The following is a 12,923-nucleotide window of genomic DNA, read 5'->3' on the forward strand; positions in this document are numbered from 1 at the left end:
AGATTACGACGTCTTTCGGTAGAAATCGATAATATTTCTATCGAAAGACTAGTGAAGCGCCTAGCCAAATCCCTTATAGGATTTGGCGTTAGTTACTTAGATTGCTCCGCAATCAAGTAACTTTGGCGATTTACATCTTCTCTGGCGCATCTACTCCAAGCAAGCGAAGGGCTTCTTTGAGAACGACTGCGGTTGCATAGCTAAGGGCTAGACGGCTGTCGCGTTCTGAGCTTTCATCCAAGATGCGCGTATGTGCATAGTATTTGTTAAAGGCTTGAGCCAGGCTAATTGCAAATTTAGCAATGATAGAAGGCTCAAAGTTATCCGCAGCACGGTTGATAATACGTGGGAAGTCTTGGATGAGTTTGATGATTTCCCAGCTTTCAGCATCATTCAAGCTATAGTTGCTAGCTGTTTCTGGTTTGAAATCTGCTTTGCGTAAGATAGATTGGATACGAGCGTAAGCATATTGAACGTAAGGTCCAGTTTCCCCCTCGAAGGATACCATAGCTTCTAGATCGAAATCATACCCATTTGTACGGTCGGTCTTGAGGTCATAGAATTTAATGGCTCCGACTCCAACAGCATGCGCTACCTGGTCTTTGTTTTCCAATTCAGGATTTTTAGCCTCGATTTGGGCCTTGGCGCGACTAACAGCCTCTGCAACAGTAGGCTCTAGCAAGATGACATTCCCTTTACGAGTAGAGAGTTTTTTTCCTTCTTTTGTAACCAGACCAAAAGGAACGTGAGTAATATCGTTACTCCAGTCGTAGCCCATTTCTTGCAAGACGGCTTTGAGTTGTTTAAAGTGGGCAGATTGTTCTTGGCCAACGACATAGATAGATTTGGCAAATTGGTATTCATTTTTACGGTAAAGGGCTGCAGCCAAGTCACGTGTGATATAGAGAGTTGCTCCATCAGATTTCTTGATGAGGGCTGGATGTTCAATTCCATATTTCTCAAGATTCACAACTTGGGCACCTTCTGATTCAACAAGAAGTCCTTTTTTAGAAAGAATGTCTACAACTGCATCCATTTTATCATTGTAGAAGGCTTCTCCGTTGTAGCTGTCAAATTCAACCTTCAGTTCATTGTAAAGGCGGTTAAATTCCACCAAACTTTCATCACGGAACCATTGCCAAAGTGCGAGAGCTTCCTCGTCTCCATTTTCAAGTTTACGGAACCATTCGCGTGCTTCTTCATCCAAGCTAGGGTCATTTTCAGCCTCAGCATTGATGCGGACGTAGAGTTTAAGGAGTTCATCGATTGGATGAGCTTTTACAGCTTCTTCGTCGCCCCATTTTTTGTAGGCAACAATCAGCATCCCAAACTGCTTACCCCAGTCTCCCAAATGATTGACCTTGACCGTTTGATAACCGATTTTTTGGAAAATATGTGACAAGCTATCTCCGATAACAGTTGAACGTAGGTGACCAATAGAGAATGGTTTAGCGATATTCGGACTAGACATGTCGATTACAACATTTTCTTGCTTGCCAATATGTTGGTCAGCATAGTGTTCTTTTTCAGTGATAACAGCTTGTAATACTTGAGCAGAAATGGTAGATTTATCAAGGAAAAAGTTGACGTAAGGTCCTGTTGCGACAACCTTTTCAAAGGCTTGGCTGTTAATTTTTTCAGCCAGTTCAGCAGCAATTATTTGAGGTGCTTTACGTTCGACTTTTGCAAGAGAAAAAGCAGGGAAAGCGATGTCTCCCATTTCTGAGTTTTTAGGGGTTTCCAGTAAATTTAAAATAGCCTCTTGGTCCAGGCTATCAATGACGCTAGCCAACTCGCTAGCAATCAATTCTTTTGTATTCATTAAGAGCTCCTTTTTGGACTTTTCTACTATTTTATCACAATTTTAAAGAAAGAAGAAAAAATTTTTGAAATCTCCTATTTTTTTGGTATAATATAGTTATAAAATTAGTTATAAATATGCATATAAGAGGATTTTATGAGAAAAAGAGATCGTCATCAGTTAATAAAAAAAATGATTACTGAGGAGAAATTAAGTACACAAAAAGAAATTCAAGATCGGTTGGAGGCGCACAATGTCTTTGTGACGCAGACAACCTTGTCTCGTGATTTGCGCGAAATTGGCTTGACCAAGGTCAAGAAAAATGATATGGTGTATTATGTACTAGCAAATGAGACAGAAAAGATTGATTTGGTGGAATTTTTGTCTCATCATTTAGAAGGTGTTGCAAGAGCAGAGTTTACCTTGGTACTTCATACCAAATTGGGCGAAGCCTCTGTTTTAGCAAATATTGTAGATGCAAACAAGGATGAATGGATTTTAGGAACAGTTGCTGGTGCCAATACCTTATTGGTCATTTGTCGAGACCAGCACGTTGCCAAACTCATGGAAGATCGTTTGCTAGATTTGATGAAAGATAAGTAAGGTCTTGGGAGTTGCTCTCAAGACTTATTTTTGACAAGGAGAGACGTACAATGACGACAGAAAAGCTATCACCCGGCATGCAACAGTATGTGGATATTAAAAAGCAATATCCAGATGCTTTTTTGCTCTTTCGGATGGGTGATTTTTATGAATTATTTTATGAGGATGCGGTCAATGCTGCGCAGATTCTGGAGATTTCCTTAACGAGTCGCAACAAGAATGCCGACAATCCGATTCCTATGGCGGGTGTCCCCTATCATTCTGCTCAACAGTACATCGATGTCTTGATTGAGCAGGGCTATAAGGTAGCTATCGCAGAGCAGATGGAAGATCCTAAACAAGCAGTTGGGGTTGTGAAACGAGAGGTTGTTCAGGTCATTACACCTGGGACAGTGGTCGATAGTAGTAAGCCGGATAGTCAGAATAATTTTTTGGTTGCCATAGACCGTGCTGGCAATCAATTTGGCCTAGCTTATATGGACCTGGTGACGGGTGACTTTTATGTGACAGGTCTTTTGGATTTCACGCTGGTTTGTGGGGAAATCCGTAATCTCAAGGCGCGAGAAGTGGTGCTGGGTTATGACTTGTCTGAGGAAGAGGAACAAATCCTTAGTCGTCAGATGAATCTGGTACTTTCCTATGAAAAAGAAGGCTTTGAAGACCTTCATTTACTGGATTCACGATTAGTAGCTGTGGAGCAAGCGGCATCTAGTAAGTTGCTCCAGTATGTCCATCGAACCCAGATGAGGGAATTGAACCACCTCAAACCTGTTATCCGCTATGAAATCAAGGATTTCTTGCAGATGGATTATGCGACCAAGGCTAGTCTGGATTTGGTTGAGAATGCTCGGTCAGGCAAGAAGCAAGGCAGTCTTTTCTGGCTTTTGGATGAAACCAAAACAGCTATGGGTATGCGGCTGTTACGTTCTTGGATCCATCGTCCTTTGATTGATAAGGAACGAATCGTCCAACGCCAAGAAGTGGTGCAGGTCTTTCTAGACCATTTCTTTGAGCGTAGTGATTTGACAGACAGTCTCAAGGGTGTTTATGACATCGAACGTTTGGCTAGTCGGGTTTCTTTTGGCAAAACCAATCCCAAGGACCTCCTGCAGTTGGCGACCACCTTGTCTAGTGTGCCACGGATTCGTGCGATTTTAGAAGGCATGGAGCAACCTACTCTAGCTTATCTCATCGAACAACTGGATGGAATCCCTGAGTTGGAGAGTTTGATTAGCGCAGCGATTTCTCCTGAAGCTCCTCATGTGATTACAGAAGGTGGTATTATCCGCACTGGATTTGATGAGACTTTAGACAAGTACCGTCGCGTTCTCAGAGAAGGGACTAGCTGGATTGCTGAGATTGAGGCTAAGGAGCGAGAAAACTCTGGTATCAGCACGCTTAAGATTGACTACAATAAAAAGGATGGCTACTATTTCCATGTAACCAATTCGCAACTGGGAAATGTGCCTGCTCACTTTTTCCGCAAGGCGACGCTGAAAAACTCAGAACGTTTTGGCACCGAAGAATTAGCCCGTATCGAGGGAGATATGCTTGAGGCGCGTGAGAAGTCAGCTAATCTAGAGTACGAAATTTTTATGCGTATTCGTGAAGAGATCAGCAAGTACATCCAGCGTTTGCAGGCTCTAGCTCAAGGAATTGCGACAGTTGATGTCTTACAGAGTCTGGCGGTTGTGGCTGAAACCCAGCATTTGATTCGACCTGAATTCGGAGATGATTCGCGAATTGATATTCAGAAAGGGCGCCATGCTGTCGTTGAAAAGGTCATGGGGGCTCAGACCTATATTCCCAATACGATTCAGATGGCAGAAGATACCAGTATTCAACTAATTACAGGGCCAAACATGAGCGGGAAGTCTACCTACATGCGTCAGTTAGCCATGACGGCGGTTATGGCCCAGATGGGTTCTTATGTGCCAGCAGAAAGCGCCTATTTACCTATTTTTGATGCTATCTTTACCCGTATCGGAGCAGCAGATGACTTGGTTTCAGGTCAATCAACCTTCATGGTGGAGATGATGGAGGCCAATAATGCCATTTCGCATGCAACCAAAAATTCCTTGATTCTCTTTGATGAATTGGGACGTGGAACTGCAACTTATGACGGTATGGCTCTTGCTCAGTCCATCATCGAATACATCCATGAACATATCGGAGCCAAGACCCTCTTTGCGACCCACTACCATGAGTTGACTAGTCTGGAGTCTAGCTTGGAACACTTGGTCAATGTCCACGTGGCAACTTTGGAGCAGGATGGGCAGGTCACCTTCCTTCACAAGATTGAACCAGGTCCAGCTGATAAATCCTACGGTATCCATGTTGCCAAGATTGCTGGTTTACCAGCAGACCTTTTAGCAAGGGCGGATAAGATTTTGACTCAGCTAGAGAATCAAGGAACAGAGAGTTCTGCTCCCATGAGACAAACAAGTGCTGTCACAGAACAGATTTCACTCTTTGATACGGCAGAAGAGCATCCTATCCTAGCAGAATTAGCTAAACTGGATGTTTACAATATGACACCTATGCAGGCTATGAATGTTTTGGTCGAGTTAAAACAGAAACTATAAAAATAATCCCACTCATGCATTTGTGAGTGGGATTATTGCTATTACTTTCTATGCTCCAAGAGTTGATTGATATGGTCTACTTTTTTTGATGCTCTTTTATAGGAAATAGTCCAAATGATGAGGTAGACAATTGTAAACTCAAGAATGAGCTGGAGATAGAAAATCCAGTGGAAGGGGAACCAACCTGCTAGGGTTGCTAATGGGATAAAGCCTACTAGCATGAGGAAGAAATGGGTCAGAGTTGCACGGAGCAAGCTCCAGTCACGGCTGAATAATCGCTTGCCAAAGTTGAAGAGAATACCAATGGCTGCCCAGGTCAGTGTGCAGTAGAGCAAGACCAGGGCACCGTGAACCTGATGTTGAGCCATCACTTGGCCGATGAGAGAGTCGGAACTTAGTGGTGCGTAGGTATTTGGTGCATAAATGAGTGAAAAGATGATAGAGAGGATGAGGCCGATAAGAACACCAGTGGCTGCATCGTGAAATACTTGTTTTTTCATAGTTCTAATTTCTCCTTGATGGTTTTTAGGTAACGGCGTGAAGAGTAGGTGAAGCTTTCGTTTTTCAAGAAAATTTCTACTAGGCCGTTGGGGGTGAGCTTGAGATGAGAGATGTAATCGATATTGATGATTTCTGATTGGGAAATTTGGATAAAATTGGTTGGCAGAATTTCAAGGACCTGATAGAGTCGCAAATCAATGCTGTAGGTCTGACTCGCCGTTTCTGCTAGAACCTTCCGATTCTCGATATAGAAGCGTTGTATCTTACCAACCTTAACTAGATAGACTTGATCATCAATCTTTCCTTTGATTGTTTCTTTTTGGTCAAGATTTTCTGCGAACTCGATGACTTTCTGGACTTTATCTGTCGGCTGAGGTGCTTGAACAATCAGCTTTTCCTCTTCGTAAGTTTCACTAATCTGTAGTTCTACTTTCATAAATTTCTCTCCTTGTTTTTCATACAAAATTGTGATCACTTCTTGTACACCTTTATTAAACACTATTTTACGACACCTAGCAAGGGACTTTGTCTATGTGGAGGGATTTGTATCCTATGTGGTGGAGCTTTTCTGTCCTATCTGAAATATGGTATAATAGCACTAATCAATTTCTAGGAAAATAGATACAGAAAGGGGCTGAAAAATGTCTCATATTATTGAATTGCCAGAGGTGCTGGCAAACCAGATTGCGGCAGGAGAGGTCATTGAACGTCCTGCCAGTGTGGTCAAAGAATTGGTAGAAAACGCCATTGACGCGGGTTCTAGTCAGATTATCATTGAGATTGAGGAAGCTGGTCTCAAGAAGATTCAAATCACAGATAATGGTCATGGAATTGCCCACGATGAGGTAGAGCTGGCTCTGCGTCGTCATGCGACCAGTAAGATAAAAAATCAGGCAGATCTCTTTCGAATTCGGACGCTTGGTTTTCGTGGTGAAGCTCTGCCTTCTATCGCATCCGTCAGCGTTTTAACTCTTTTTACAGCAGTTGAGGGCGCAAGTCACGGAATCAAGCTAGTCGCGCGTGGGGGAGAAGTTGAAGAAGTCGTCCCAGCGACTAGTCCTGTGGGAACCAAGGTTTGTGTGGAGGATCTATTTTTCAACACGCCTGCCCGCCTCAAGTATATGAAGAGTCAGCAAGCAGAGTTGTCTCATATCATTGATATTGTCAACCGTCTGGGCTTGGCCCATCCTGAGATTTCTTTTAGCTTGATTAGTGATGGCAAGGAAATGACACGGACAGCAGGGACTGGTCAACTGCGCCAAGCTATCGCAGGGATTTACGGTTTAGCTAGCGCCAAGAAGATGATTGAAATTGAAAATTCTGACCTTGATTTCGAAATTTCTGGCTTTGTGTCCTTGCCTGAGTTAACTAGAGCTAATCGCAACTATATCAGTCTCTTCATCAATGGCCGTTATATCAAGAACTTTTTACTCAATCGTGCTATTTTAGATGGTTACGGAAGTAAGCTCATGGTGGGACGTTTTCCACTGGCTGTCATTCACATCCATATCGACCCTTATCTAGCGGATGTCAATGTGCATCCTACTAAGCAAGAGGTGCGAATTTCCAAGGAAAAAGAACTGATGACGTTGGTTTCAGAAGCTATTGCAAATAGTCTCAAGGAACAAACCTTGATACCAGATGCTTTGGAAAATCTTGCTAAATCGACTGTGCGCAATCGTCAAAAGGTGGAGCAGACCATTCTTCCCCTCAAAGAAAATACTCTCTACTATGAGAAAACAGAGCCGACAAGATCTAGCCAAGCTGAGGTGGCTGATTATCAGGTGAATCTGACTGAAGAGAAACAGGATTTAACCCTGTTTGCCAAGGAAACCTTGGATCAATTGACCAAGCCAGCAAAACTGCATTTTGCAGAGAGAAAACCTGCTAACTACGATCAGCTAGATCACCCAGAGTTAGACCTTGCGAGTCTTGATAAGGCTTATGACAAGCTGGAGCGAGAAGAATCATCAAGCTTCCCAGAGTTGGAATTTTTCGGGCAAATGCATGGAACCTATCTCTTTGCCCAAGGGCGAGACGGGCTCTACATCATAGACCAACACGCAGCTCAGGAACGGGTTAAATATGAGGAATACCGTGAAAGCATTGGCAATGTTGACCAGAGCCAGCAGCAACTCCTAGTGCCCTATATCTTTGAATTTCCAGCGGATGATGCTCTGCGTCTCAAGGAAAGAATGGCACTTTTGGAGGAAGTGGGCGTCTTTCTAGCAGAGTACGGGGAAAATCAATTTATCTTACGTGAACATCCTATTTGGATGGCAGAAGAAGAGATTGAATCAGGCATCTATGAAATGTGTGACATGCTATTCTTGACCAAGGAAGTTTCTATCAAGAAATACCGAGCAGAGTTGGCTATTATGATGTCCTGCAAACGGTCTATCAAGGCCAACCATCGTATTGACGACCATTCGGCTAGACAGCTCCTCTATCAGCTCTCTCAATGTGACAATCCCTACAACTGTCCCCACGGACGTCCTGTTTTGGTGCATTTCACCAAGTCGGATATGGAAAAGATGTTCCGACGTATTCAGGAAAATCACACTAGTCTTCGTGAATTGGGGAAATATTAATACTCTTTGAAAATCTCTTCAAACCACGTCAACGTCCCCTTACCGTACTCAAGTACAGCTTGCGGCTAGCTTCCTAGTTTGCTTTTTGATTTTCATTGAGTATACAAAGTACAAAAAGTCTGGGAAAAATTTTCAAAATCAGAAAAACGCATAAAATCAGGTGTTCAAAAACCTTGATTCTATGCGTTTTATCATGGAAATATTTACTTTTTTTTCTTCCGAATACTCGTCAAAAATCTCTTTAAACTATGTCCGTTTTATCAGTAATCTCAAAATAGTGTTTTGAGCTAATTCTGCCAGTTTTGTCTGTAACATCGAAGCTGTGTCTTACCAATCTGCGACTGACTTCCTAGTTTGCTCTATGATTTTCATAGAGTATTAAATTGCGATTTTGCTTAGTTTCTTTATTCGTTTAAAAGTAGAGTCTGTTCTATGCATCCAATGTGCGAATTAGGTTGACCATTTCAATAGCTCCTTGTGCACACTCAGAACCCTTATTTCCTGCTTTAGTGCCAGCTCGCTCTATGGCTTGTTCAATTGTATCTGTCGTTAGCACACCAAACATAACTGGGATTTCGCTATTTAAACTGATTTGGGCGATTCCCTTAGATACCTCGCTACATACATAATCATAATGACTTGTACTACCTCTAATGACAGCTCCCAAGCAGATAATTGCATCATATTTTTTACTTTTTGCCATTTTTGATGCAATCAGTGGTATTTCAAAAGCTCCTGGAACCCAGGCTATTTCGATATCTTTCTCGTTTACATTCTCTCTTTTGAGATTATCTAGTGCTCCAGATAATAATTTTGACGTTATAAATTCATTAAATCTCGCTACAACAATACCGATTTTAATATCGTTCGCTACTAAATTACCTTCATAAGTGTTCATTTATTTTTCCTCCATATTTAAAATGTGACCCATTCGATTTTTCTTTGTCTTTAAATAAAAACTGTCGTAAGGATTAGCTTCTATTTCGATTGGTATTCTACTGGAAATGGTAATTCCATATTTTTCTAACTGTTCAACTTTGTCAGGATTATTTGTCAGTAAATGTAGTGACTGTAGTCCCAGGTCTTTAAGCATTTGTGCTCCAATATGATATTCTCTTAAATCACCTTCAAAGCCTAAGGCAAGATTGGCATCAAGCGTATCCATTCCTTGATCTTGTAAATGATAGGCTTTTAATTTATTGATAAGTCCAATTCCTCGTCCCTCCTGTCGTAAGTAAAGTAAGACACCTGAACCATTCTCAGCAATCATTTTCATAGCTTTATCGAATTGCTGTCCACAATCGCACCGTAAAGAGCCTAAAACATCCCCTGTTAAACATTCAGAGTGGACACGACATAATACATTGGCTTCGTCCTCTATATTTCCTATAATAAGAGCAAGATGATGTTCCCCATTTAATTTATCTATATAGCTAATTGCTTTGAAATTACCGTATCTAGTAGGCATATTGACAGTTGAAACTCGTTCTACCAGCTGATCATATATTTTCCTATATTCTTGTAATTCTTTGATGGTAATTAGTGGAATGTTGTGTTTCTTCGAGAACTGAATTAAATCATCTGTTCTCATCATTTTGCCATCATGATTCATTATTTCACAACATAGGCCACACTCTTTTAGTCCAGCTAATTTTAATAAATCAACAGTTGCTTCTGTGTGTCCATTTCTTTCTAGAACACCACCTTTTTTTGCAATTAAAGGAAACATATGTCCTGGCCTGCGAAAATCAGAAGGTGTTATATCTTCAGCTACACACATACGTGCGGTCAGTCCTCTTTCCTCGGCAGAAATACCTGTGGTCGTTTCTTTATAATCAATTGAAACTGTAAAAGCAGTCTTATGATTATCTGTATTGTTTTCAACCATAGGTGAAAGCATTAATTGATTAGCTAAACGTTCGCTCATAGGCATACAAATTAATCCTTTGGCATAAGTAGCCATGAAATTAACATTTTCAGTTGTAGCTGCTTGTGCAGAACAAATTAAGTCTCCTTCGTTTTCTCTATCCTTGTCATCTATAACAAGAACAAGTCGTCCCTTCTGCAATGCTTCTAATGCTTCTTGTATTTTTCGATATTCCATTGACTGATCATCCTTTCTGCTAAAATCCATTTTGATATAATAGTTCCTTAGATATTTCTGATTTTGGAGAGTTATCCATCAGTTTTTGCACATATTTACCTAAGATATCATTTTCAAGATTTACTGTACTCCCGACTTGTTTACTCTTAAGAATGGTTTGTTCCAAGGTATGAGGGATAACAGATACTGAAAAGTTTACTTTGGAGACTTTAGCGACAGTCAGACTAATGCCGTCAATTGTAATAGATCCTTTTTCAACTATTAAATCTAAAATTTCTTTTTGTGTGTTGATTTGATACCATACAGCATTATCATCTTTTTTTATTGACGAGATTTTTCCTGTACCATCAATGTGTCCTGTAACGACATGACCCCCAAGTCGACCGTTGACAGATAAGGCTCTTTCTAGATTTACCTCACTTCCATGTTTTAATAGAGTAAGAGCTGTTCGACTCCATGTTTCATTCATTACATCAACTGTAAAGGCTTGATGATTGAAATGAGTAACTGTAAGACAGATACCATTTACTGCTATACTATCGCCTAAATGAATATCCGTTAATATTTTTGAGGCTTTAATTGATAGTTTACAATTACGAGAGTCTTTCTGTATTCTTTCAACTTTTCCGATTTCTTCAATTATTCCTGTGAACATGGATAAATCACTTCACTTTCTATGAGATAGTCATCTCCTATTTGAGAAAAAGCATAAGGTTTCAAGCTAATAGCGTCATTTGGCAAAGAAATACCTTCGCCTCCGACAGGAAACTTGGCACGGCCTCCAAAAATTTTTGGTGCAATATATATTTTCAGATCATCAACAATTTGTTGTTCCAAAGCACTCCAATTCATTAGACTGCCCCCTTCTAGAAGTAGGCTATCAATCTGCATGTTTCCTAGATGTTGCATTAAACTTGATAAGTCTATATGATTGCCTCTTTTCTTTATGGAAAGTATTTCACAGCCATGATTTTGATATAGCTTCATTTTATTTTTGTCTTCAGAGGAAGTGGCGATGTAAGTTTTAATATCATTTGCTGTTTTTACGATTTTAGAGGTAAGAGGAGTTCGTAAATGTGTATCGCATATGATACGGATAGGATTTTTCCCTTCCTCCAATCTACATGTTAGCAAAGGATCGTCTTGAATAACAGTATTGACTCCCACCATAATCGCACTGACATGGTGTCGTAACTGATGAACATGCTTTCTTGCCTCTTCTCCAGTAATCCATTTGGATTGATTTGTTTTAGTGGCTATTTTTCCATCCATTGTCATTGCATATTTCATAAAAACATAGGGTACATGCTGGGTAATATACTTTCTAAAACTTTTTATTAAGTTAAGACACTCATTTTCTAAAACTCCAACAGTAACTTGAAGATTATTTTCCTCAAGTATCTTTACTCCTTTTCCAGATACAATAGGATTACAGTCTAAACTTCCAATGACTACTCTTGTAATACCACTATCGATTATAGCATCTATACAAGGAGGTGTTTTCCCGAAGTGACAACAGGGTTCAAGTGTTACATAAAGCGTTGCTCCGACAGGGGATTCTCTACAGTTTTTAAGAGCATTTCTCTCAGCATGTGGGCCACCAAAAAACTCATGATATCCTTGTCCGATAATGTGATTATCTTTTACAATAACTGCGCCGACCATAGGATTGGGATTGACGTAACCAGCCCCTTTTTGTGCCAGTTTTATTGCTAATTTCATATATTCTGAGTCGCTCATCTCACTACCTCCAAAAAATATACCTTGAATAGGGGACTATTCAAGGCATACAAAAGAAAACTTATGCGATTAACAAAAATGCTCTGAAATGACAAGTAATCATTTCAGAGCACACAAAAAGCACAAATATACTTTTATCTTCTTTCATCCAGACTATACTGTCGGCTTTGGAATTTCACCAAATCATGCCTTTCGGCTCGTGGGCTATACCACCGGTAGGGAATTGCACCCTGCCCTGAAGATAGTTATTCAATTACAGATGATTATAGTACTTAATTTTGAATATGTCAACAGATAAACATAAATTATTTTTGATATACTGTATTTGTGATAATCAATTCTCGCTCCTCGGATAAAGAAAATATGATATACTAGATAAACGAAATAAGAGAAAAGGAAAACTATGTACGAATATCTTAAAGGAATCATTACCAAAATCACTGCCAAATACATTGTTCTTGAAGTCAACGGTATCGGTTATATCTTGCATGTGGCTAATCCCTATGCCTACTCAGGACAGGTCAACCAAGAAGCTCAAATTTATGTGCATCAGATCGTGCGTGAGGACGCTCATCTGCTTTATGGATTTTGCTCAGAAGACGAGAAAAAGCTCTTTCTCAGTCTGATTTCGGTTTCTGGGATTGGTCCTGTATCAGCTCTCGCTATTATCGCTGCCGATGACAATGCTGGCCTGGTTCAAGCCATCGAAACCAAGAATATCACCTACTTGACCAAGTTCCCTAAAATTGGCAAGAAAACAGCCCAGCAGATGGTGCTGGACTTGGAAGGCAAGGTAGTCGTGGCTAGTGATGACCTTCCTGCTAAGGTGGCAGTGCAAGCTAGCGCTGAAAATCAAGAATTGGAAGAAGCTATGGAAGCCATGTTGGCACTGGGCTACAAGGCAACCGAGCTCAAGAAAATCAAGAAATTCTTTGAAGGAACGACAGATACAGCTGAGAACTATATCAAGTCGGCCCTTAAAATGTTGGTCAAATAGG

General features: G+C 40.6%; 11 protein-coding genes and 1 riboswitch. Of the genes, 4 read left to right on the plus strand and 7 right to left on the minus strand.

Translation table 11 applies throughout. The features are described 5' to 3' along the window. Positions 1-130 precede the first annotated feature (130 nt). Positions 131-1,822, minus strand: a complete 1,692-nt coding sequence (gene argS / locus EII37_RS02630) for an arginine--tRNA ligase (protein WP_124787512.1) — start codon at positions 1,820-1,822, stop codon at positions 131-133. A gap of 135 nt (positions 1,823-1,957) precedes the next feature. On the opposite strand from argS, the gene argR reads away from it, so the two are divergent. Both argR and mutS read left to right on the plus strand, forming a co-directional pair. Beyond that, the gene (gene argR / locus EII37_RS02635; RefSeq protein ID WP_001231476.1) at positions 1,958-2,404 is read left to right on the plus strand and encodes an arginine repressor; all 447 of its coding nucleotides are present in this window, start codon (positions 1,958-1,960) and stop codon (positions 2,402-2,404) included. Between the two features lie 50 nt (positions 2,405-2,454). Next, the gene (gene mutS / locus EII37_RS02640; RefSeq protein ID WP_124787513.1) at positions 2,455-4,989 is read left to right on the plus strand and encodes a DNA mismatch repair protein MutS; all 2,535 of its coding nucleotides are present in this window, start codon (positions 2,455-2,457) and stop codon (positions 4,987-4,989) included. Positions 4,990-5,030: 41 nt separating this feature from the next. Here the strand turns inward: mutS and EII37_RS02645 are convergent, their stop codons facing one another. Next, the gene (locus EII37_RS02645) at positions 5,031-5,489 is read right to left on the minus strand and encodes a DUF3021 domain-containing protein (RefSeq protein WP_049510495.1); all 459 of its coding nucleotides are present in this window, start codon (positions 5,487-5,489) and stop codon (positions 5,031-5,033) included. Further along, positions 5,486-5,926, minus strand: a complete 441-nt coding sequence (locus tag EII37_RS02650) for a LytTR family DNA-binding domain-containing protein (RefSeq protein WP_049510494.1) — start codon at positions 5,924-5,926, stop codon at positions 5,486-5,488. The genes EII37_RS02645 and EII37_RS02650 overlap by 4 nt, the downstream gene beginning before the upstream one ends. Positions 5,927-6,131: 205 nt before the next feature. Here EII37_RS02650 and mutL point away from each other — a divergent pair, with 205 nt between their 5' ends. Continuing rightward, complete coding sequence (gene mutL, locus EII37_RS02660) at positions 6,132-8,081, plus strand: DNA mismatch repair endonuclease MutL (RefSeq protein WP_124787514.1); 1,950 nt, start codon at positions 6,132-6,134, stop codon at positions 8,079-8,081. 430 nt (positions 8,082-8,511) lie between these two features. Here the strand turns inward: mutL and ribE (EII37_RS02670) are convergent, their stop codons facing one another. Genes ribE (EII37_RS02670) through ribD form a run of 4 tightly spaced genes read right to left on the minus strand, consistent with a single transcriptional unit; the run spans position 8,512 to position 11,925 of the window. Then, a complete protein-coding gene (gene ribE / locus EII37_RS02670; RefSeq protein ID WP_124787515.1) occupies positions 8,512-8,979 on the minus strand; it encodes a 6,7-dimethyl-8-ribityllumazine synthase in 468 nt (155 codons plus the stop codon). Further along, positions 8,980-10,185, minus strand: coding sequence for a bifunctional 3,4-dihydroxy-2-butanone-4-phosphate synthase/GTP cyclohydrolase II (locus tag EII37_RS02675; protein ID WP_124787516.1), 1,206 nt, complete (start codon positions 10,183-10,185; stop codon positions 8,980-8,982). A 19-nt stretch (positions 10,186-10,204) separates the two neighbouring features. After that, a complete protein-coding gene (gene ribE / locus EII37_RS02680; protein ID WP_119947911.1) occupies positions 10,205-10,840 on the minus strand; it encodes a riboflavin synthase in 636 nt (211 codons plus the stop codon). Next, on the minus strand, positions 10,825-11,925 hold the full coding sequence (gene ribD / locus EII37_RS02685) for a bifunctional diaminohydroxyphosphoribosylaminopyrimidine deaminase/5-amino-6-(5-phosphoribosylamino)uracil reductase RibD (protein ID WP_124787517.1): 1,101 nt from the start codon (positions 11,923-11,925) through the stop codon (positions 10,825-10,827). Before ribD ends, ribE (EII37_RS02680) begins: the two co-directional genes overlap by 16 nt. A 132-nt stretch (positions 11,926-12,057) precedes the next feature. After that, a riboswitch (FMN riboswitch) is annotated at positions 12,058-12,172 on the minus strand. 156 nt (positions 12,173-12,328) lie between these two features. Between ribD and ruvA the strand changes: the two genes are divergently transcribed. Then, the gene (gene ruvA / locus EII37_RS02690) at positions 12,329-12,922 is read left to right on the plus strand and encodes a Holliday junction branch migration protein RuvA (RefSeq protein ID WP_124787518.1); all 594 of its coding nucleotides are present in this window, start codon (positions 12,329-12,331) and stop codon (positions 12,920-12,922) included. Position 12,923: the final 1 nt, after the last annotated feature.

Source organism: Streptococcus sp. OH4692_COT-348 (assembly GCF_003859975.1).
Classification (GTDB): Bacteria; Bacillota; Bacilli; order Lactobacillales; family Streptococcaceae; genus Streptococcus.

Coding starts and splice junctions, on each gene's coding strand:
- argS (WP_124787512.1), bottom strand. CDS start 1,822: ATGAATACAAAAGAATTGATTGCTAGCGAGTTGGCTAGCGTCATTGAT.
- ruvA (WP_124787518.1), top strand. CDS start 12,329: ATGTACGAATATCTTAAAGGAATCATTACCAAAATCACTGCCAAATAC.
- ribD (WP_124787517.1), bottom strand. CDS start 11,925: ATGAGCGACTCAGAATATATGAAATTAGCAATAAAACTGGCACAAAAA.
- EII37_RS02645 (WP_049510495.1), bottom strand. CDS start 5,489: ATGAAAAAACAAGTATTTCACGATGCAGCCACTGGTGTTCTTATCGGC.
- mutL (WP_124787514.1), top strand. CDS start 6,132: ATGTCTCATATTATTGAATTGCCAGAGGTGCTGGCAAACCAGATTGCG.
- EII37_RS02675 (WP_124787516.1), bottom strand. CDS start 10,185: ATGGAATATCGAAAAATACAAGAAGCATTAGAAGCATTGCAGAAGGGA.
- argR (WP_001231476.1), top strand. CDS start 1,958: ATGAGAAAAAGAGATCGTCATCAGTTAATAAAAAAAATGATTACTGAG.
- ribE (WP_124787515.1), bottom strand. CDS start 8,979: ATGAACACTTATGAAGGTAATTTAGTAGCGAACGATATTAAAATCGGT.
- ribE (WP_119947911.1), bottom strand. CDS start 10,840: ATGTTCACAGGAATAATTGAAGAAATCGGAAAAGTTGAAAGAATACAG.
- mutS (WP_124787513.1), top strand. CDS start 2,455: ATGACGACAGAAAAGCTATCACCCGGCATGCAACAGTATGTGGATATT.
- EII37_RS02650 (WP_049510494.1), bottom strand. CDS start 5,926: ATGAAAGTAGAACTACAGATTAGTGAAACTTACGAAGAGGAAAAGCTG.